Origin of the sequence: Marinobacter halotolerans (assembly GCF_008795985.1) — a bacterium.
In the GTDB taxonomy this organism is placed as follows: Bacteria; Pseudomonadota; Gammaproteobacteria; order Pseudomonadales; family Oleiphilaceae; genus Marinobacter; species Marinobacter halotolerans.
In genome coordinates this window covers 1323638-1343882 of sequence record NZ_VMHP01000002.1, presented here as the reverse complement: position 1 = coordinate 1343882, position 20245 = coordinate 1323638, and the positions used below count along the sequence as shown (strand labels likewise).

The following is a 20245-nucleotide window of genomic DNA, read 5'->3' as shown; positions in this document are numbered from 1 at the left end:
TAGCGGTCTGGAACCACCTGATCCCATCCCGAACTCAGCCGTGAAACAGACCAGCGCCGATGGTAGTGTGGCTTCTGCCCATGTGAGAGTAGGTCATCGTCAGGCTCCTAATACCAAAAACCCCAGTCCGGAAACGGACTGGGGTTTTTTATTGCCTGGGGAAAATCCACTGGCCTGACGGGTGCAAGCCTGCCGCAGGCAGGCGCAGGACGCGGGAGCAAAGCGACGGCGGGCCCGTAGGGCCGAAGGCCGACAGGCATGAGCAATGTAGGTCATCCCAGTGCAGAGCATGGGCTGAGTAAGTTTCTAGGGCAACCAAACCTCAAACACCCCACCACCAAGCTCCCCCTCGTTATGGAGGCGGATCGAACCCCGTGTATCACCCTTGCGGTGCAACTTGGCCACTGAGGCGGCAAAGAACAGCCCCAGGCTGGTGCTGCCGTTGTTGAAGTCCAGGGTTTTGAATTCCGGCGTTCCGGTATGCTGCATGTTTTCAGGATAGCCCTCGCCATCATCCTCAACGGAAATCACCAGGTACCCATCGCGCTCTGTTGCCTTGAGCCGGATCTTCTGCTTTGTATACCGCAGCGCGTTGTTCATGGTGTTGTTCAGGACACCGGTCAGAAGATCCTCGTCAAAAAAGCCGTTTATGTCATCTGCTTCCAGTTCGAACTGAATTCCCAATCCTTCTAATAGCGGCGTATGTCTGGCCATGTGCTCAGAGAGGAAATCGGGCACGAAATGTTCCTCGATGTGGGCGGAAAGGTTGTTTTCTCCCAGCCGGTAGATTCCCAGCAGTTGCACCAGATCGTTGTGCATCCTCTCTGCTTCATATTGAAGCGTATTGAATTTCTTTGATTCGCTGACGTTGGTGCCCTGTTCCCGGCGCAGTTCGTCCAGGGAATTAAGCAGCATGCCCAGTGAATTCTTCATGTCATGGACCGCTGACGCCAGGACCATCGAAAAATCAATGTTCTGGTCGGATTCTCGTGACGTGCGCGAAGGCACTGAATGCTCAGACGTCATGTCATCATTCCTTTCAGTTTATTTCGCAGCGAAACCAGACGGCGATACTGGCGGTGTTGTTCGGGTAGGTCCTGAAGACGGTCCAGGTGACTCTGAGCCCGACGCAGAGTGTCTCCGTCGTTGGCGTCCTGGTGCTTCTTGATCAGAACCTGTGCCATGTTGAGATTCAGCGCAGCGTGGTCGGGAACGATGGAAAGCGCATCGGTGAATGTTTTTATCGCGTCGTCCAGGTTGCCGCTCTCGAACGCGCTTATTCCCTCCCGGTTAAGACTTCGCGCTTTAAGCTTGTCCTGATAACCAACCGGCTCATCAAGCAGATTCTCTATCTTCTGAATCAGGGTCGGGTTGTCGGCACATCGATACGCAAGCTTAGCCAATAACTGTTTGGCTTCTTGGCCTTGATCCAGGCGAAACAGTGTCTTGGCGTAATCGATTCCCAGCTCCGGATCAATGTTATCGCTGTCACCGAGTTCCTCCTTGATGGTGTCCAACGCCTCTCTCGCTTCTTTCATGTTGCCCTGGCCAGCATGAACCCGGGACTGGACCACACGGCTGCGGGCTTTGATGTTCTCTTCCTCCGGGAAGCGTCTTTCCATCCGTCTGAGGGTCGTAAGGGCCTCGTCGGCGTTAGCATAACCGTCGCTTGAATTGTCACCCTCGCTCAGGTCGGAAAGCGATTGGCCCAGGGCGAGATAGTGCTCCGGGCTGTCATGGATCGAGTGCGTACCCAAACGTACCGTCTGGCGCCAGGCCTCCGAGGCTGTCGGCAGGTCTTGGTTGGAGCTGGCCAGTATCGCGAGCTGTCGGTGTCGCAGGAGGGCATTCGGTGAGAGGTTTGCCGCGGTTTCCAAAACCTTCTGGGCCTGCACGGGCCGGCCTTTTCGGGACAGTGCTTCGGCGAGGAGGTCATAAGCTTCCATATAGTCCGGATGCTTCTCAATCAGGCCGGTGAGGGCGTCTACAGCTTCATCATGATTGCCGGTGGCAAGCAGAATACGTCCGCGCCCGAGACTGGCCCAGGAAAGATCCCGCTGGGCCAGCACGTCGTCGTATATCTTAAGAGCATGGCTGAAATCTCCAACCTGATAATAGAGATCGGCCAGGGTTTTCATCAGCCAGGTTTTATATCTTGGTTCGGTTGACAGATATTTCAGGCACAGCGAGATGGCTTCCGGGTAGTTTTCGCGATCGATTTCCCGGTTGATGGGCATCAGGGCGTTACGCTGGCTGATCAGACTGTCCAGGCGCTTGATCAGCATCGCCCGGTTGATGGGCTTGGTCAGGTAGGCATCAGGTTGATATTCCCGGGCCCCCATGACCATTTCCTTGGACGTTTCTGCTGTCACCATCAGAAAAAGAGACGATCGTTTGAGCAGCTTTTTGTGCCGGAGCTCTTCAAGAATGTGCTGGCCGTTCTTGCCCTCACCAAGATTAAAGTCGCAGAGCACAACGTCTACATGGTTGTAGGCGCAGAACTGGATGGCAGGGGAGGCTTTGGCAAAGGACTCTATCCGGTCGGCGCCGCAGCTGCGCAGCATCTCCCGCATGGAAATACGGAAGCTCTCGAAATCGTCGATGATGAGATAGCTCAACTTCGCGAAATCTGCACTGGTTGATCTGGCGGAGGAATCGTTCATCGTTTTCGCTGCTTAAGAAGTTTGTTAACCATCGCTCTCAAGGCGGCCGGTTTTACCGGCTTGTAAAGCACCTGGTAGCCCCGGCTGATGGCATCCTCGCGTACTTCAGGCGCCATATAGCCGGTAATCAGAATGCCGGGGACTTCCTTGTCGATACAGGTTCTCAGAGCATCCATGGCATCCAGGCCGTTCTGATCGTCGTCGAGCTGATAATCCGCCAGAATAATATCCGGGACGCCGTTTGTAAGTTGCTCCCTGGCGGCTTCAAGACTCTGAGCCGAGTTGACCTCGCATTCCCAGTTTGCCATCAGTGCCGTCATGCCGTGAAGAATTGAGGGGTCATTGTCTATACACAGTACTTTCAGGCCGCTCAGGCTGGAAACCCTGCGGCTTGATGCACTGGAAAGCGGGCGTTCTGCATGGCTCTTCTCCGCAGCCACGGCGGGCACGGTGATGGAGAACACACTGCCAATTCCCTGCACCGATCGCACATTCACCGGATGATCCAGCATGCCGCTGATTCGGTCCACGATGGCAAGCCCCAGACCCAGACCTTTTTTGTCGCGACCCTGCTGGAAACGACGGAATTCCTCGAATATCTGCGCAAGCTGATCGTCCGGAATGCCTGGTCCCGTGTCCCAGACTTCAATACGAATATAGCCCCTGAGGCGCCGGCAGCCCATCAGGATGCGGCCCTGAGGCGTGTAGCGGATGGCGTTGGACAGGAAGTTCTGGATCACCCGGCGCAGCAACTTCGAGTCTGAGCGTACCCAGGCGGTACTGGGAACCACATGCAGGTCCAGACCCTGGTCTTTGGCAATGGCCGAGAAATCGTTGGCCAGGTGTCGCATGATGTCGTTGACTGGGAAATTGCCGATATCTGGCTCGAGAGCACCGGCGTCCAGTTTCGAGATGTCCAGCAGGGTGCTGATGATTTCTTCAGCCGCGCCCAGTGAACTGTCGATGTGATCGACAAGATCCGATGTTTCGGGATCGGCCTTTTTGCCTGCCAGGGCCGAGGTAAAAAGTCGTGCCGCATTAAGCGGTTGCAGCAGGTCGTGGCTGGCAGAGGCAAGGAAGCGGGTTTTGCTCTGGTTTGCCTGTTCTGCAACGGATTTGGCTTTCAGCATCTGCTCGTTGATCACCTGCAGTTCCTGGGTGCGTTCCTTGACCCGCTGCTCGAGGTAGATGTTGGTTTCCTTCAACGCCTGTTCGGTGCGCCTCATCGCCGTGATGTCCTGGAAGGTTGTCACGTAACCGCCGCCGGGAATCGGGCTGCCGTCGATCCTGATGACTGTACCGTCGGGGCGCTGCCGCTCATAGGACATGGGCAGGCCTTTCCGCATGCTGCGGCAGCGGTTTTCGATGATTTCATCAATGCGCCGGGCCGGGAGGTTAGCGCTGGTCAGGTTGTAGCGCATCAGATCCTGGATCGGGCGGCCGACCCGAACAAAACCGGTGGGGTAGCCAAACTGTTCGAGGTAGCGTTGGTTCCAGACCACCAGCTGCTGCTGGTTGTTGACCAGGGATACGCCCAGGCTGATGTTCTCGATCGCGGACTGCAGCAGTTCACGACTGAAGGTCATGGCCTGGGATGCTTCGTCGACGATGCTGACCACGTCTTCGATCTGCATGTCACGCCCGGTCAGAGTCGATTCCAGCACCACGCGGGCCGTTGAGGCGCCAATGACCGAAGCCAGTTGCCGTTCGATGAACTTCATCAGGTGTGCGGACGCAGGCCGGTGCAGATGAAGACGGATGGCGTTGCGCCGCTCATAGTTGCGGAAGATGGCCTCGGCCCGTTCCTCCCCCATAAAGCGGTCGGTGATGGCTTGAAGGTCCGACGTGAGCACCTCGCCCTGCCAGCTTTGCTGTTGGGGCGTTTCTGCTTTTGGCTGGGGATCCTGGAAGAAGGAGGCGATCTGTATCTTCTCCCGGACCCTTTGCCGCGTAAAGAGTGACAACACGATATAGGTCAGTGTATTCAGGCCAAGGCTCCAGACAATGCCATGGCTGGTCGGGTCGAGTTCGAGCCCGAAAAGCGCCGTTGGCCGTGTCCAGCTGAGGCCCCCGATGCCTTCGCTGATCAGGCTGCTACTGATCCAGCCAGTGGACGCCAGTGCGGGTAGAAGCAAGGTATAGCCCCACAACAGAAAGCCAAGCCCCAGCCCCCAGATGGCTCCCTGGTAGTTGCCGGTGCGCCAGAGAATGCCACCGACCAGAGCAGGGCCGAATTGTGCGGCTGCGGCAAAAGACAACAGACCGAATGCGGTCAGGCTGTAGTCTTCCCCTGCCATGCGATAAAAACCGTAGGCTGTGAACAGGATGACAAAAATGGCAACGCGACGGATGCCCAGCAGCAATGAACTCAGGTCGGTCTGTTTGTTCATCCGCGGTCGGAAGAACTTCAGCAGAGCCGGCATGACGATTTCGTTGCTCAGCATGGTGGCAATGGCAACAGAACAGACGATGACCATTGCCGCGGCCGCTGAGCCACCTCCCAGAAATGCAAGAATCGCCAGCCATTGCTCTCCGGCCAGTATTGGCAGGTTAAGGATCAGGATGTCGGGATTGGAGGCGGATGCCTCTGGGGATAGCAGTCCCGCGGCGGCGATGGGCAATACGAAAGCGCTGGCAATGACCAGATAGATGGGCATGGCCCACCGGGCGGTCTCAAAATCCCGGTGATCCGTGTTCTCGACCACCATCACATGAAACTGTCGCGGCAGGCAGATAATCGCCAGCATCGCCACCAGCGTCTGGGTAATAAAGGCAGGGGCTTCAACCCCATCTGTGGTGAGCGTACCCATCAGGTCGGCCTGGTTTACCTTGTCCCACAGATCTCCGAAGCCTCCGTAGAGTCCGAAGCCGACAAACAGGCCAACGGCCACAAAAGCCACCAGCTTAATAAGGGATTCGAAGGCGACCGCCTGGATCATACCCCGGTGATGTTCGGTGGATTCCAGGTGCCGGGTGCCGAATAACACGGTGAAAATCGCCAGTGCTAGAGTGATGTACCAGGCTGAATCGTTCCAGGCGGCGGTGCTGACGTAGTTGTTGGTTTGCGCATCCGACAGCACATTGAATCCCATGGATATGGCTTTCAGCTGCAGGGCGATGTAGGGAACACTGCCGATCAGGGCGAAGATCGCGACCATGGCGGCCAGTGACTGGGATTTGCCATACCGGGACGCGATAAAGTCGGCGATAGAAGTCGTGTTGTTGCGTTTGCTTATAAAAATGATTCGGCGCAACAGAGGTGCGCCGAAGACAAAAATCAGCAGGGGGCCCAGGTAAATGGGCAGGAACCCCAGTCCCTCCTGGGTGGCGCGTCCGACCGCGCCATAGAAAGTCCAGGACGTGAAATAAACTGCAAGGGAGAGGCCGTAGATATGGGTTCTGACCAGCCTTCGACGGTAAAGGCCGGGGTGCCGGTCACCGGCCCAGGCAATGAAAAAAAGAATAGAGATGTAGGTTATTGAAATTAGGACCAGTAACCAGGCGTTGATCATATCCGGCTCTTCACTGACAGACCGTTTGGTACAACTTGTCGCTAACCTCAAGTCGTTTCATGTTGTCGATACGGGGTTTTCCGTCCGAGCCCAGAGGGACCAGATCACGCTTGCCACAATGCATGATATGAACGCGATGTGATACCGCGTCGGTCACTTTCTGTTCAAACCGGTAAAGCGTGAAATGAACCACCTGGCTGTTTTCCCCGCTCCGGCGGATGCTCTGGGTATCCACGGTTGAAAAGGCGGTCACGTAGGGCGCGACCATTGTCCAGGGGCGCCAGAATATGGCTTCCGATTCAGTGTCAACAATGACCGCCTCTTCCGGCAGTTGCGACTGTTTCAGCTCAAACCAGGTGTATTCGCCCTGTATCAGATAGCCTAGCATGCCGGCGCCGGCAAACACCGGAATAATCCATTTGGGTGCCTTGTTGCGGGTCAGCGCCCGAATACCAAGAGCAATACCAGCGGCGCCGAGCCCACAAAATACGGTTGCGATTAAATTCCAGAACATAAAAGGTGTTTCCTCAAAAAAGAACGGGCTTCCCCTGTGAGGAAGCCCGTCCGCTTTTACCCTTTCAGTGCAAGCACTGTATCAGGCTGTTGGTTTACTCAGTGACCAGTTGCTTTGCCGGCCCCGCGAGGGTAACGGACGCTTTCAACCAGTTCCTGAATTTCAATCGGCGGCTCTTCGGTCGCGTTGGACACGATGAAGGCTACCGCAAAGTTGACCATGGCACCAACCGCACCGATAGACAGTGGTGAAATTCCCAGTACCCAGTTCTCCGGTGTGTCAGCCAGGTTATTGGTGCCCGGAATGAACAGCCAGCCCTTATACACGAAGATGTATGCCAGGGTGAAGGCCAGACCGGTCAGCATGCCGGCAATGGCGCCTCTGTTGTTCACTCGCTTGGAGAAGATACCCATCATCAGTGCAGGGAACAGTGACGCTGCGGCAATACCGAAAGCCAGTGCCACTACCTGCGCCGCGAACCCTGGCGGGTTTGCGCCCAGGTAGGTTGCCACCACTATGGCTACGGCCATGGATATCCGTGCTGCCAACAACTCCCCCTTATCCGTGATATTGGGGTTGATCCGGCCTTTTATCAGGTCGTGACTGATCGCTGAGGAAATTGCCAACAACAGACCCGCCGCCGTGGAAAGAGCTGCCGCCAGACCACCTGCGGCGATCAAACCGATGACCCAGCCGGGCAGGTTGGCGATCTCCGGGTTGGCCAGTACAAGAATGTCGCGGTTTACGACAAGCTCGTTACCTTCCCAGCCACGGGCTTGCGCTGTCTCTTCGAAGGAGGGAACGTCGTTGTACAGTTGGATCCGGCCGTCCTGGTTCTTGTCTTCATAGGTAATCAGGCCAGTGACTTCCCACTCCCTGACCCATTGCGGACGCTCGTCGTATTCGATCGGCGCTGCAGACGTGCCATCAGGATAGATGGTGGTCATCAGGTTCAGACGGGCCATTGAAGCAACAGCAGGCGCAGTCAGGTACAGCAGCGCAATGAAAACCAGCGCCCAGCCTGCAGACCAGCGTGCGTCAGCGACCTTGGGCACGGTGAAGAAGCGGATGATAACGTGTGGCAGGCCCGCAGTACCGATCATCAGTGACAGGGTGAACAGCACCATGTTCAGCTTATTGTCTACGTCGGCAGTGTATTCATTAAAGCCGAGGTCGGTAATGACTTGATTCAGCTTGTCCAGAATTGGCATGCCTGAGTCAATGTGGGTCGAGAACAGGCCCAGCGGTGGCAGCGGGTTTCCGGTCAGCTGCAGTGAGATAAACACGGCAGGAATGGTGTAGGCAATAATCAGCACACAGTACTGAGCCACCTGCGTATAGGTGATGCCTTTCATGCCACCAAGTACCGCGTAGATGAATACCACCACGGCGGCAATCATCAGGCCTGTTGTGGCGTCAACTTCCAGGAAGCGTGAGAAGGCCACGCCGGCACCGGCCATCTGGCCGATAACGTAGGTGACAGATGCAACAATCAGACAGATTACCGCTACCAGTCTCGCATTCTTGCTGTAGAACCGGTCGCCGATGAACTCTGGCACGGTGAACTTGCCGAACTTCCGCAGGTAGGGTGCCAGCAGCATGGCGAGCAACACGTAGCCGCCGGTCCAGCCCATCAGGAAGGTAGAGTTGGCATAACCGCCAGCGGCAATCAGGCCCGCCATGGAAATGAAGGACGCAGCTGACATCCAGTCCGCGCCGATGGCCGCGCCGTTGGTGATCGGGTGAACACCGCCGCCGGCCACGTAGAAATCGCTGGTGCTTCCGGCTTTCGCCCAGACTGCGATCAGGATATACAGGAGGAAGGAGCCCCCTACGAAGATCAGGTTAATCGTAAATTGGTCCATTGCTCTTATTCCTCCTGCACGCCGAATTTTTCATCGAGCTTGTTCATCCGCCAGGCGTAATGAAAGATCAGAGCGATGAAGACAAGGATTGAGCCCTGCTGGGCAAACCAGAATCCCAGGTCTGTCCCGCCAATGGGGATGCCTGCGAGCATGGGTCTGAGCAAAATGGCAAAACCGTAGGACACCAGAGCCCATACGATCAGGCTCCCGAGTATCAGGCGAAGGTTCGCCTTCCAGTACTTTTCAGCGTCGTAGCTATGACCTGACATTGGATCACTCCTGTTTGTTTTTGTAGTGGGCCGATTCTATTCCGTAAGGGATCTTTCTTATTGCTTATTTTTACGCGGTCTCTCCATGACCTTGGTCCTGTTTGACTTTACCTGTCAACGGCTGGATAGATATTGGCAAAAGGTCTAATTCTCGGGAACTTGCGGCCCTCAAGGAGAATTGAGGGCAGATTTATAACCGGGCACAGTGGAGGGGGTCTGATGCAAGGAATCAGTGTCCATGCATATTCTTCAGGCGGCGGTAATATTTTAGTCGGTCACTGAATTCCTTGAGGGTATTGACCCCCTGGCTGGCGGCCTGATTCATTGCAATCAGCGTCAACTCGGCCGTGGCGAGTGCATCAGCGGCGGCATTATGTCTGGCGCTCACCTCCAGGCCGAAGCGGTCTGCCCAGTCGTCCAGGCTGGCGCCGCCGTCTCTGGATTCGGAAAAAAAAGCGGGAAGGATTTCAGCGGCATCCATCCAGGCATGGCTTCGGGTGTAGCTCAGGGTTTTGCGCAGGGCCTTCTCCAGAAAGCCCTGGTCGAAAGCCGAGTGATAGGCAATTACCGGATCACCGTTCATCCATTCCAGAAGATGCAGCAGGGCATCTTCTGTTTCATGTCCGGCGGTCAGTGCTTCCGGTCCGATGCCATGAATAAGCACCGTTTCGCTGATATCCAGTTCCGGGCGCCGCAGTACCAGATCGAACTGGTCACCCAGATCAATGGCATTTTCACTAATCGCGACAGCGCCGATGGCGATGACCTCGTCTTTTGCTGCGCTGAGCCCCGTTGTCTCCAGGTCCAGTACGATTAGTCGGCAACCGCATAATGGCTGGTCACCGGGCGCTTTGGGCACGGGCAGGTGGTCGGCACGCGAGCTTCTGCCCGGGAGAGAGAGCCATTGCCTGAGTCGGTCCAACATGATCAGAGCTCCGGATGTTTCAAAGCTGGTACGTGACTTCGAGTTTCTGCTGAAGCCTCTGGGCCTGCCGGAAGGATTCTCGCAGAATGCGACGGTCCAGCGGGTTGAGATCATCCGGGTTGATGTAATTGGACAGCGCCTCATTCCGGTTCAGCTGCTCTTGATGGGCCCGCATCCGGATTGCCTGAATCAGGCTGTAAGCCTCTTTCCAGGCCTGGGCATCCTTCGGATCGAAGACCTCGACTTTGGCCAGCTGGTTCATGCGCTCAAGCGTGTTGGCATCACGGACGCCATTGGCCAGGGCAAACACCCGGGCGGCCTCTACAAACGGGGCCAGTCCCTGGCGCTTGAGGTCGAGCGAGCGGCGATCGCCGTCCGGGGCGTACCGGAAACCCCGAAACATGGTCAGCGGCGGGCGGCGGCTTATGGCGTTACCCGCCAGCATCTTCTGGAACAGAGCGTTTTTCTGGATTCTTGTCAGTACCTTGTCCAGCAGCCTTTCCAGCGGTTCGCGATCACCAAAAACCGCGCGCATGTCCAGGAAGATGGAGGAATAGACGAGATTCTGTGGCGTCGAGGCATCGATAAATCTCAGGAACCATTCATCCCACTCATCGCCGCTGAGGCAGAGCTTCGGATTGCTGGCCATGATGTTACCCTTGCAGAGCGTAAATCCGCACTCGGCCAGCTCTTTATTGACCCTGTCTGCAAAGGGCAGAAGCTTTTCCCGCGCCTGATCTTCGGTCATGCCCTCTGGCGTGACAAACAGTATGCCGTTGTCCTGATCCGTCAGCAGGGTCTGTTCCTGGCGACCTTCGCTGCCGAAAGTGAGCCAGGTAAAGGGTATGCCCGGATCGTGTTTCATCAGATTGAGTTCAAGCACCCGGCGTACGGTGACATCGTTCAGGGTGGTGATGATCTTGACCACCTGGCCGGAATCCGCGCCATGGGCGAGCATGGCATCCACCAGCCGTGATACATCGGCCCGCAGGTCCACCAGCGTCCGCAGCTGGTTGGCCGTGCCGATAGTCCGTGCGAGATTGACCAGGTCAACACGCTGAAGCGAAAACAGGTCCCTTTCAGAAACCATGCCAATCAAACGGCCCTCGTCGTCAACCACGCAGACGTGAGAGAAGTGGTGTTCCGCCATCTTCATGGCGGCCTCGAACGCATCCGCCTGACCAGTGAGGCAGCAGGGATCCGGCGTCATTACCTGACCAATTGGGGTGTCCAGGGGTGCCCGTTCGTCTGCGACCAGCGTGCGCAGGTCCCTCAGGGTGAAAATGCCTTTAGGGACCCGGGTATCGTCTGTAATCACAATACTGCCCACGCTGTTGTCGTGCATACGGGCCACGGCCTTGCGGACGGGAAGGTCCGGTGAGCACACAATCGGGTTCCGGAGGGCATAACGTTCCAGGGGCGTATCGAGAGAGCTGCCGCTGCCAATGGAAACCATCGCCTTCGACTGGATATTCTGGTTAACCTGCTCAAGCAGGCTGCTGACACCTCGAATGCAGAAGTCACGGAAGGGGTCGCTTTCGGATAACAGCACAATAAAGGCGTCGTTTTCGATGCTGAGGCAGAAAGTGTCGCCGGAAGCCCGGTGCAGGGTATGAGTTGGGCGCTCGCCAATCAGGGCAGCCAGTGGGAAACATTCCCCGATACTGATTTCAAAGGTGATTTCTGTCTCGCCATTGCTGCCCCGCAAACGCTCTCCGACAATTCGGCCCTGTTTGACCACGTAGAATCGCGTAACCGGCCCGTCTTCGGGAGCAAGCACAACGTCCCCGTCAGCGTAGAAGCGCAGTGACGCATGTTCGGCGAAATGCGCCAGGTGCGAGTCATCCATATTGCTGAAAGGCGAATGCTCGCGCAGAAACGCCATGATGGCGCGGGTATTCTGGGGGCGCGGGCTGTCCTGCTGTGGCCTGGCCTGGCCGGATTTGGCCTGGTTTGGTCTGGAGGGAGGCGCAGTGGAGGAATCAGACATAAAGGCGTCCATGACGATCAGTGTATCTGGCAAGTGTAGACCAAACCGGCAAAGGCCTGCTTTATGATGAGTCATGCCGGTGATAAAGTTCCAGCACTTTCTGATTGAAACAATAGCACTATGACCACCAGAGACGAACGGCTGAAATTTCTTGAGGAAATGAAGGATGTGCGTCGCATCCGCAAGCCAAACAAAGCAGACGTTAAAACGCCGACTGAGCTCACTCCGGGGCATCTGGAACGTCAGCGGTCGGCCGTTGACCAGCCGCTTCTGGACCGGAATCCGCTGACGTCCGATATTGTAGAACCCCTTGGTGCTCATGATGTGCTGAGTTGGCAGCGACCGGGGGTACAGCATGGTGTGTTCAAAAAGCTCAGGCTTGGCCAGTATCCCATTGAAGCGCGCCTGGATTTACACCGCATGACCGTCGAGCAGGCCCGCCGGGAAGTGTTCGGATTCGTCAAGGATTGCGTTCATTATGGTCTTCGCACCGTCATCATCCTGCACGGCAAGGGTGAGCGGAACCCGGACGGCATCGCCCAGCTGAAAAGCTGTCTGGCAAAATGGCTGCCGGAGCTTGACGATGTGCTGGCGTTCCACTCGGCCCAGAAGCACCACGGCGGCACCGGCGCGGCTTATGTGATGGTGCGCAAGGGTGATCGTGACAAGCAGCGAAACCGGGAGATCCATAATCGTCGATAACCCGGAATCCTGGTAACAACCGGAGAATACCCCGTCCAAAGCCTGACGATAGAGAGGAAAGTGGTATGAAGAAGCTGATGGCATGTATTTTTGCAGTTTTTGCAGTAGCCGCGCTTGCCGGTTGTGAGAACCGGGCGATCTGGAACGATCAGGGCAAGCTGGAAGAGGCGACGAAAGACCGGGAAGTCTGGGACACAAAGGGCAAGATGGACTCCGGGGAGCGCAAGATCTGGAATGATAAAGACGGCGAGCCTGTTATTAAATAGGCCTGGGTAACGAAAAACAGAAGCAAGAAATGACACGGAGAGAGCTCATGGCGGTCAGTCTGACTGTAAATGGCCAGCAGCGGTCGCTGGATATCGAATCCGATACGCCCTTGTTATGGGTGCTCAGGGATGAACTGAAATTGAAAGGAACCAAGTTCGGTTGCGGAGCCGGTCTTTGTGGTGCCTGCACCGTTCACCTGAACGGGCAGCCCGTGCGATCCTGTTCGACGCCGGTCTCCATGGCGGAAGGCCAGAAGGTAGTTACCATTGAAGGGCTGGCGCCGGAAGGTCGTCTGAATGAATTGCAGGCAGCCTGGGTAGAACACGGTGTGCCCCAGTGTGGTTACTGTCAGTCCGGTCAGATCATGAGTGCCGCCCACCTGTTGATGGTGAATAGCCAGCCGAGCCGGGATGACATTGTCGCTTCCCTGAGCGGCAATTTGTGCCGTTGCGGAACCTATTCGCGGATTATCGCGGCGGTGGAATCCGTCGTGGAAGGTCGTCAGGCCCGTGATGACAAGCAGGAGCGCGCCTGATATGACCATGAACAGACGCGATTTCCTCAAAGTCTCCGCCGCCGGTTCCGGCGGGTTGCTGATTTCCCTGTCGTTACCCGGCTGTTCCAGCCTGCCGTCGAATGGCGGCGATGGGGAAAAGGCCTGGCAGCCCGACGCCTGGCTTGAGCTGACCCGGGACGACCGAATCTATTTCACCCTGGCCCGGGTGGAGATGGGGCAGGGGACCTACACCGGCCTTACCACACTCATTGCCGAAGAGCTGGACGTGGCGCCGGACGCCATTCAGCCCCGGTTTGCGCCGGTAGCAAGCGACTACCAGAACCCGTTGTACAAGCTGCAGCTGACTGGCGGCAGCACCAGTGTTGCGACCAGCTGGGAGCCTTTGCGTGTGGCCGGAGCCTCGGCCCGGACGATGCTTGTCAGTGCAGCTGCAAAGGTCTGGAAAATTGACCCTCGGGACTGCACGACGACTGATGGCCGGGTTTTTCATCCAAACGGTTCAGACAGTTTGAGTTACGGCGAGCTTGTGGCGCTGGCGGCCCATGAAGATGCTCCGTCAGAGCCGAAACTCAAACCGCGCAACGAGTGGAAGTATATTGGCAAGAGCGTCGGCCGTCTGGATGCGGAACTGAAATCAACTGGCAAGCCGATCTATGGCATAGATGTTGAGCTTGATGACATGGTCTACGCCGTTGTGACGCGCCTTCCGCGTTTTGGCGGCCGCGTTCGGTCTTATGATGACACTCAGGCAAGGTCCCTGCCGGGCGTGCTGGATGTGTTCCAGATTGAACGCGGTGTAGCCGTGGTGGCCGATAAATACTGGCGTGCGCGCAAAGCACAGGATGCACTGAGCATCGAATGGGATGACACCGAGGCGCTTGCCGTCTCAACCGATGAAGTGTTCGCCGGTTACCACCAGGCAGCGGACGATGACCCGGGTGAGAGCGAACGCAGTGAGGGCGACTATGAGAAAGCCGCCGAGGGCTCGGACCGGCTCCTGACCGCAAGCTATGAGCAGCCGTACCTGGCGCACGCAACGCTGGAGCCGATGAACGCAACGGCCCATTACCGCGACGGCTCAATTGACGTCTGGGCGCCGACCCAGGCGCCGGACGTCGGGCGGATCGCGGCGGCCAGAGCCACTGATCTTTCTCCCGACGACATTACCATCCATACCACGTTTCTCGGTGGTGGTTTCGGACGACGTCTGACCAACGACTATATCGAGGAAGTGGCAGCTGTTGCCATGCGTATCGGCAGGCCGGTCAAGCTGATCTGGAGCCGGGAAGAAGATACCCGACACGATTTCTATCGGCCGGCAATGCTACACAGAATGAAAGCCAGCCTCCGGGATAATCAGGTCACCGGCTGGCATCACCAGGTGGTTGGACCCCAGATCCTCGACTGGTATGTGCGCAATGCCGCTCCCGCGCAGTTCCCGTGGGCGCCCAAGTTCATGTACGACACCCTCGGACGGGTCGGCCTGATGGCGGAGGGCATTGCGACTCCGAAAGATTTCTCTGCAATCGAGGGGGCTATTGAATACCCCTATGCAGTGCCCAACCTGGATGTACGACACACCCATACCGACCCGGGCGTTCCCGTGTCCTGGTGGCGGTCGGTGGGCTTTTCCCATAACGGGTTTGCGGTGGAAACCTTTATGGACGAGCTGGCCCACACTCTGGGTCAGGACCCTTATCAGTTCCGGCGTTCGTTGATCGGCGAGGAACCAAGACATCTGGCGGTTCTGGATCGCGTGGTGGCAATGGCCGACTGGGACCAGCCTGTGCCGGAGGGCCGTGGCAGGGGTATAGCGCTTTTCAGAAGCTTCGGCACTTTTGTGGCCCAGGTCGTGGAAGCGGGTATCGAGAACGGCGAGATCCGGGTGTACCGGGTACACTGCGCCGTGGATTGCGGTCAGGTCGTTAACCCGGACATTGTTCGTGATCAGATTGAGGGCGGCATCGTATTTGGTATCACGGCGGCACTGTTCGGGGAAATTGAGTTCAAGCAGGGCGCCGTACAGCAAAGTAATTTCCATGATTACCCGCTGCTGCGCAATTACCAGATGCCCGAGATAGCAGTGGATATCATTGAGAGCGATGAATCACCCACCGGTGTGGGCGAGCCCGGGGTTCCTCCGGTTCTTCCGGCACTGGGCAATGCCCTGTTTGCACTGACTGGCAAGCGCCAGCGTAAGTTACCCCTGAGTGCCGAATCCTGATAGGCGGACCGGCAGACATTTATGAGAGGCAAGCTGTGTTTGATGTAATCCGTTTTGCTGAGGCTGCCCAGTCGATCATTGACGCTGGCAGATTCCTGTATGGCCGGGGCTGGTCGCCGGCCACCAGCAGCAACTATTCCGCGCGTCTGGATGAGCATCACATTGCCATTACCGTGTCTGGAAAGCACAAGGGTGAACTGGCGGCCGGTGATATCATGGTGGTTGATCTGGACGGACAGCCGGTTCAGAGCCAGGCGCGTTCATCGGCGGAGACAAAGCTTCATACGGTGCTTTACCAGCTGTTTCCCGAAGTGGGTGTGGTGCTCCATACCCATTCGGTGAAAGCGACGGTGCTGAGTCGGCTCTGTGCAGCGGATGAACCGCTGGTTCTTGAGGGGTACGAACTGCAGAAGGCTTTCGCTGGCATCGACACTCACGAATCCACTTTGACCGTGCCCGTTTTTGCCAATACCCAGGACATAGACGCGCTGGCGGAGCGGACTGCAGCCTGGTTCCGGGACAACCCCGAACAGCCGGGTTACCTGATTCGCGGCCACGGGCTCTACACCTGGGGCCGTACCATGGCAGACTGTTTACGCCATGTTGAGGCGTTTGAGTTTCTCTTTGAATGTGAACTGGAAACCATAAGGGTTCGACCATGACAACTTTAAGCATCTTTGATCAAAACGCACCAGAAACCCCGCGTGTGGTGACCGAAGACGCGGGCAAAATTTCTAACCTGCTGGCGGAGCACGGCATTCGTTTTGAACGCTGGCCCACCCGTGACTTGCCGGCGGATGCGTCCCAGGACGACATTTTGGAGGCCTATTCCGGGGAGATTCAGGCGCTGAAGGACGAATGCGGCTTCCAGGCGGCGGACGTCATCAGCCTGAACCCGGACAACCCCCAGAAAGACGCTTTCCGGCAGAAATTTATAGACGAACACGTCCATAGCGAGGACGAGATCCGCTTTTTCGTTCGCGGCCAGGGTCTGTTTTATCTGCACCTGGGCAATCAGGTTTACGCTGTGATGTGCCAGAAGAACGACCTGATCAGTGTGCCCCACGGAACCAGGCACTGGTTCGATATGGGCCCGGAGCCACAGTTCACCTGCATCCGTCTGTTTACCAACCCGGAAGGCTGGGTTGCTGATTTTACGGGCGAAGACATTGCCAGCCAGTTGCCCCGTTACGAGGCGCTGGAGCAGGCGACAGCATGATCCGCGTAATATTGACGGACATCGAGGGAACCACCAGTTCGATTTCGTTCGTTCACGAGGTGCTGTTTCCCTATGCAGCGGAGAACATGGCGGAATTCGTTCGCGATGGTCATCAGAGCAGTTTGGAAATCTCTGAACAGCTTGATGCGGTGGCTGAGGTTTCCGGCGTCGAGAGGAAAGATATTGAAGGTCTGATTGATGTCCTTCTGGAATGGATCCGGGAGGATCGAAAGGAAACCTCGCTCAAGGCGCTTCAGGGCATGCTCTGGCAGAAGGGCTATCAGGAGGGCGCATTCCGGGGGCATGTTTATGCGGATGCGGCCGATTACCTGCAGCGTTGGCATGATCGCGGCTTGAGGTTGTTCGTCTACTCTTCCGGCTCGGTCAAGGCCCAGAAGCTGATTTTCGGATTCAGCGAATCCGGCGATCTGACGCCTTTCTTTTCCGGCTACTTCGATACCCGCGTGGGTGCAAAACGGGAGCCGGCAGCCTATCAAACCATTTTAAACGAACTGGGTGTGGAAGCGGGTACCGTGATGTTTCTTTCGGACGTGGAGGCCGAACTGGAGGCTGCCGCGTCGGTCGGCATGAAAACTGTCCTGCTGGTACGCGATGGCAATAAGCCGTCAGCCAGCAGCCACCCTGTAGCTGAAGATTTTTCTGAGGTCGATGCACTGCTTCAGGCTCGCTGAATTGGCCCGCGGCCTTCGGCTGTTTCTATTGGGCGGGGCCGTTCTGCTTCTGGCCGGCTGCAATCCTTTCTCCAGCGCAGAGCCGATGATGGACGAATACGTGGAGCGGGTGGCCCGGGTGCTGGAGCTTGATCCCGCGTTCTCGGAACTGCCGCCCGCCTCGAATTTACCCCGCCGTCGTGACCGTCTTCTGAATATTCCGGAACTGGAAATGGGGATGCTGGATTTCCTGTCGCTCTATGGCTGCGAGCTTCAGTATGTCATCGGGGAAAAGAACTCGGTGATGGGCAAGGTAATGCAGCCTCTGAACCGGCTGCGATACGAGATTCGCTTTATCGAGTCCGGAGAGGAGTGTCTGTCGGAGATTACCCGTGAGGACGTTCGGGAATCCTTGCTGAAAGCCATCCAGAGCAAGAAAGAAACCCTGCCCATCGCGATCTGGAATGCCACCTGGGGCATTCAGGAAATCGAGCCCCTATTTACCCTGGCCAAGGGTAACTACCCGGTGGCCCCGGAGGGCAATCCGGTTTCCGATCTGGCGATTGATGCCAACCGCCTGAACGATACGGTGGCAATGCTGCTAGCAGGTAACCTGAGCCCGTCTCTGGATTTTGTTGGTGAGGTCCACCAACGCTGGCAGGCCGAGCACCGCGCCGGTCAGCTTGTGAACAGTGCCCGCTTGCTGATTGCACGGCTTGGCGATGGCACGGCGCTGTTGAAGGAGCGAATCGAGGGTCGTCCCCTTTGCCTAAATGGGAAACCCAATAACCAGTCGAACATTGTCCAGAGCATGTTCTTCAGCGTGTATATCGAGAAGGTTCAGCCGTATCTGGCGACGGTCAAAAGGGCGCAGGAGCAGCTGATCGATCCGCTGCGACGTCTTGCCACCATGCAACAGTCGGTCATGACGGCGGAATTCAGGCGGTGGCAGAGTCGTCATCTTGAAGCGATGGGTGATGAATCACTCTGGGCGCAGCTCGACGGTGCCATCGCCGACCATACCCGGGCCTGGCAGACCCTTCTCGAACAGTGCGGGCTCAGGCCCCAGGCCTGATTTCGGCAAGACCAGCCCCAGAGGTGGCGCTAACGTTGACTCTCCGGTGTGACCCGAAGAATTTCCTCGATCGTGGTTTCGCCAGCGGCGACTTTCTGGGCTCCGCTTAACCGCAATGACTTCATACCTTCCTTGTAGGCGGTGAGCCGAATCTGCTCGAGCTCGCACTGTTCGGTGATTTTCTGAATCAGGGCATCGCTGAGTTTCATGATTTCGTAGACCCCTTCGCGCCCAAAGTAGCCGGTGTTCCGACACTCCAGGCAGCCCACGGGGTGGAAAACCTGTTTTGGCGGCGTCGCTTTCCAGGGACGGGTCAGGGCCTGCCACGCTTTTTCATCCAGAGGGCCCGGCGCCTTGCAGTGGGGACAAAGGGTACGCGCCAGGCGCTGGGCCATCACGCCAAGCACCGTGGCCCGGATCAGATACGGTGGAATGCCCAGCTCCATCAGTCGGGTGATGGCGCTCGGTGCGTCATTGGTGTGCAGGGTAGACAGTACCAGGTGGCCGGTCAGGGCGGCCTGAACGGCCATTTCCGCCGTTTCCAGATCCCGAATCTCGCCGATCATGATGATATCCGGGTCCTGGCGCATCAGCGCCCGCACACCGGATGCAAACGTCAGGTCAATGTTCGACTGCACCTGCATCTGGTTAAATGTGGGCTCCACCATTTCGATGGGGTCTTCGATGGTGCACAGGTTCACTTCCGGTGTGGCCAGCTGTTTCAGCGTTGAATACAGGGTAGTGGTCTTGCCGGAACCGGTGGGGCCGGTGACCAGCACGATGCCGTGGGGCCGTCCGGTGATCGCCTGCCATTTTTCACGGTCTTCGTTGGAGAATCCTAGCTGCGAGAAAGATTTGAGAAGCACTTCCGGATCGAAAATCCGCATTACCATTTTCTCACCGAAAGCGGTGGGCATGGTGGCCAGTCGCAGCTCCACTTCACTGTTGTCCGGCTTGCGGGTCTTGATGCGGCCATCCTGCGGACGACGTTTTTCCGCCACGTTCAGGCGGCCGAGAATTTTCAGCCGGCTGGTAACGGCCACGCCCACCTGTTCCGGAAATTCATAGACGTTGTGTAACACCCCGTCGATGCGGAATCGCACCTGGGTGACGGTACGGCGGGGTTCGATATGAATGTCCGACGCGCGCTGGTCAAAGGCATACTGGAGCAGCCAGTCCACAATCTTGACCACGTGCTGGTCGTTGGCATCAGGGTTCAGGTTGGCGCCGAGGTCCAGCAACTGCTCAAAGTTCTGGGACCCTGCGGCGGCGCCGCCACGATTGCCACTGGCCTTACTGACCGAGTTGGCCAGCTGGTAGAACTCCACGGTGTAACGGCGGATGTCTTCGGGGTTGGCCACAACCCGGCGGATATCTTTCTGTACTGCCTGCCTGAGGTTGGATTCCCAGTCGCTTTTGAAGGGTTCCGTACTGGCAATCAGTACTTCGTCGCGGCCAATCTCTACCGCCAGGATGCCATGGCGCTGGGCAAAGGCGTAGGACATGACCCGGGCAATGGCCGGGGTGTCTATTTTCAGCGGATCAATATGGTAGTACGGCTGGTCTGACCAGTTGGCCAGCCACTGGGTCAGGACATCAAGGTTCAGTGTGCGGCCCGTGCGTTGGCTTTCAAGGCCGGCTTTGGCGATTAGTTCCAGCGGGTGCTTCTTGCTGGCGGGATGGCCCAGGTCGTTGGTGGCCCCGATGTTGGCCGACAGCACCTTTTCTGCATCTTCCTGGGAAATCTCATCGCTGCCTACCAATGCGGTGCAAAGGTCCCGCAGTGTAAGCGTGCTTCTGTGGGGTGCTGGCGGAAACGTCTGGTCGGCCAT

The 20245-nt window shown here is 57.2% G+C and carries 17 protein-coding genes and 1 rRNA gene; 9 read left to right on the top strand and 9 right to left on the bottom strand.

All coding sequences use genetic code 11. The features are described from left to right. A 5S ribosomal RNA gene (rrf, locus tag FPL19_RS16520) occupies window positions 1-105 on the top strand; the annotation flags it as partial. A gap of 201 nt (window positions 106-306) precedes the next feature. Here rrf and FPL19_RS16515 read toward each other — a convergent pair. The 8 genes from FPL19_RS16515 to FPL19_RS16480 form a co-directional block, all read right to left on the bottom strand. Next, the gene (locus tag FPL19_RS16515; protein ID WP_150914151.1) at window positions 307-1026 is read right to left on the bottom strand and encodes a sensor histidine kinase; all 720 of its coding nucleotides are present in this window, start codon (window positions 1024-1026) and stop codon (window positions 307-309) included. Further along, window positions 1023-2663 (bottom strand): tetratricopeptide repeat-containing response regulator, encoded by a 1641-nt coding sequence (locus FPL19_RS16510; protein WP_150914149.1) that lies wholly within the window; start codon window positions 2661-2663, stop codon window positions 1023-1025. The genes FPL19_RS16515 and FPL19_RS16510 overlap by 4 nt, the downstream gene beginning before the upstream one ends. Then, complete coding sequence (locus FPL19_RS16505; protein ID WP_150914147.1) at window positions 2660-6175, bottom strand: hybrid sensor histidine kinase/response regulator; 3516 nt, start codon at window positions 6173-6175, stop codon at window positions 2660-2662. Before FPL19_RS16505 ends, FPL19_RS16510 begins: the two co-directional genes overlap by 4 nt. Before the next feature lie 10 nt (window positions 6176-6185). Then, window positions 6186-6689 carry a hypothetical protein gene (locus tag FPL19_RS16500; RefSeq protein ID WP_150914145.1) on the bottom strand — a complete coding sequence of 168 codons (504 nt, stop codon included), beginning with the start codon at window positions 6687-6689 and terminating at the stop codon, window positions 6186-6188. Between the two features lie 98 nt (window positions 6690-6787). After that, window positions 6788-8554 carry a sodium:solute symporter family protein gene (locus FPL19_RS16495; protein WP_150914143.1) on the bottom strand — a complete coding sequence of 589 codons (1767 nt, stop codon included), beginning with the start codon at window positions 8552-8554 and terminating at the stop codon, window positions 6788-6790. A 5-nt stretch (window positions 8555-8559) separates the two neighbouring features. Next, a complete protein-coding gene (locus tag FPL19_RS16490; protein ID WP_150914141.1) occupies window positions 8560-8823 on the bottom strand; it encodes a DUF4212 domain-containing protein in 264 nt (87 codons plus the stop codon). 229 nt (window positions 8824-9052) lie between these two features. Next, a complete protein-coding gene (locus tag FPL19_RS16485; protein WP_150914139.1) occupies window positions 9053-9748 on the bottom strand; it encodes a 3'-5' exonuclease in 696 nt (231 codons plus the stop codon). Window positions 9749-9767: 19 nt separating this feature from the next. After that, on the bottom strand, window positions 9768-11633 hold the full coding sequence (locus tag FPL19_RS16480; RefSeq protein WP_225314472.1) for a putative nucleotidyltransferase substrate binding domain-containing protein: 1866 nt from the start codon (window positions 11631-11633) through the stop codon (window positions 9768-9770). A gap of 225 nt (window positions 11634-11858) precedes the next feature. Between FPL19_RS16480 and smrA the strand changes: the two genes are divergently transcribed. The 8 genes from smrA (at window position 11859) to FPL19_RS16440 (ending at window position 18413) form a co-directional block, all read left to right on the top strand. Continuing rightward, window positions 11859-12440, top strand: coding sequence for a DNA endonuclease SmrA (gene smrA, locus FPL19_RS16475; protein ID WP_150914135.1), 582 nt, complete (start codon window positions 11859-11861; stop codon window positions 12438-12440). Window positions 12441-12505: 65 nt separating this feature from the next. Then, window positions 12506-12706: a hypothetical protein gene (locus FPL19_RS16470; protein ID WP_150914133.1), complete on the top strand. Its 201-nt coding sequence runs from the start codon at window positions 12506-12508 to the stop codon at window positions 12704-12706. A 47-nt stretch (window positions 12707-12753) separates the two neighbouring features. After that, window positions 12754-13242 carry a (2Fe-2S)-binding protein gene (locus FPL19_RS16465; RefSeq protein WP_150914131.1) on the top strand — a complete coding sequence of 163 codons (489 nt, stop codon included), beginning with the start codon at window positions 12754-12756 and terminating at the stop codon, window positions 13240-13242. Window position 13243: 1 nt separating this feature from the next. Further along, window positions 13244-15448: a xanthine dehydrogenase family protein molybdopterin-binding subunit gene (locus tag FPL19_RS16460; RefSeq protein ID WP_150914129.1), complete on the top strand. Its 2205-nt coding sequence runs from the start codon at window positions 13244-13246 to the stop codon at window positions 15446-15448. A gap of 35 nt (window positions 15449-15483) precedes the next feature. After that, complete coding sequence (locus tag FPL19_RS16455; RefSeq protein ID WP_150914127.1) at window positions 15484-16110, top strand: methylthioribulose 1-phosphate dehydratase; 627 nt, start codon at window positions 15484-15486, stop codon at window positions 16108-16110. Next, window positions 16107-16667, top strand: coding sequence for a 1,2-dihydroxy-3-keto-5-methylthiopentene dioxygenase (locus tag FPL19_RS16450; protein WP_150914125.1), 561 nt, complete (start codon window positions 16107-16109; stop codon window positions 16665-16667). Before FPL19_RS16455 ends, FPL19_RS16450 begins: the two co-directional genes overlap by 4 nt. Next, on the top strand, window positions 16664-17359 hold the full coding sequence (gene mtnC / locus FPL19_RS16445; protein ID WP_150914123.1) for an acireductone synthase: 696 nt from the start codon (window positions 16664-16666) through the stop codon (window positions 17357-17359). The genes FPL19_RS16450 and mtnC overlap by 4 nt, the downstream gene beginning before the upstream one ends. An 85-nt stretch (window positions 17360-17444) precedes the next feature. Then, window positions 17445-18413: a DUF3080 domain-containing protein gene (locus FPL19_RS16440; protein ID WP_225314471.1), complete on the top strand. Its 969-nt coding sequence runs from the start codon at window positions 17445-17447 to the stop codon at window positions 18411-18413. A 29-nt stretch (window positions 18414-18442) separates the two neighbouring features. Here FPL19_RS16440 and FPL19_RS16435 read toward each other — a convergent pair whose 3' ends face one another. Next, a complete protein-coding gene (locus tag FPL19_RS16435; RefSeq protein WP_150914119.1) occupies window positions 18443-20245 on the bottom strand; it encodes a GspE/PulE family protein in 1803 nt (600 codons plus the stop codon).